Raw genomic sequence first — 624 nt, 5'->3', positions numbered from 1 at the left:
CAAAACTAGATAACAGTTCGCTGAGTAAAGCTTACGCTTTTAAAAGTTTGGTTAAGTCCTCGATCGATTAGTATCAGTCAGCTACACATGTCGCCACGCTTCCACCTCTGACCTATCAACCTGATCATCTTTCAGGGATCTTACTAGCTTGCGCTATGGGAAATCTCATCTTGAGGGGGGCTTCATGCTTAGATGCTTTCAGCACTTATCCCGTCCACACATAGCTACCCAGCGATGCCTTTGGCAAGACAACTGGTACACCAGCGGTGTGTCCATCCCGGTCCTCTCGTACTAAGGACAGCTCCTCTCAARTTTCCTRCGCSCRCGRCGGATAGGGACCGAACTGTCTCACGACGTTCTRAACCCAGCTCGCGTRCCGCTTTAATGGGCGAACAGCCCAACCCTTGGGACCKRCTWCAGCCCCAGGATGYGATGAGCCGACATCGAGGTGCCAAACACCGCCGTCGATATGAACTCTTGGGSGRKATMAGCCTGTTATCCCCGGAGTASCTTTTATCCGTTGAGCGATGGCCCTTCCATACAGAACCACCGGATCACTAAGMCCKACTTTCGTMCCTGCTCGACKTGTMKGTCTCGCAGTCAAGCTCCCTTGTGCCTTTACAC

At 52.2% G+C, this 624-nt stretch carries 1 rRNA gene; it reads right to left on the bottom strand.

The annotated features are described in order from the left end of the window. Positions 1-47 precede the first annotated feature (47 nt). Positions 48-624 (bottom strand): 23S ribosomal RNA (locus AB4037_RS34615); the annotation flags it as partial.

The organism is Labrys sp. KB_33_2 (assembly GCF_052114505.1).
GTDB lineage: Bacteria > Pseudomonadota > Alphaproteobacteria > Rhizobiales > Labraceae > Labrys.
This window is presented reverse-complemented; position numbering and strand designations above follow the sequence as displayed.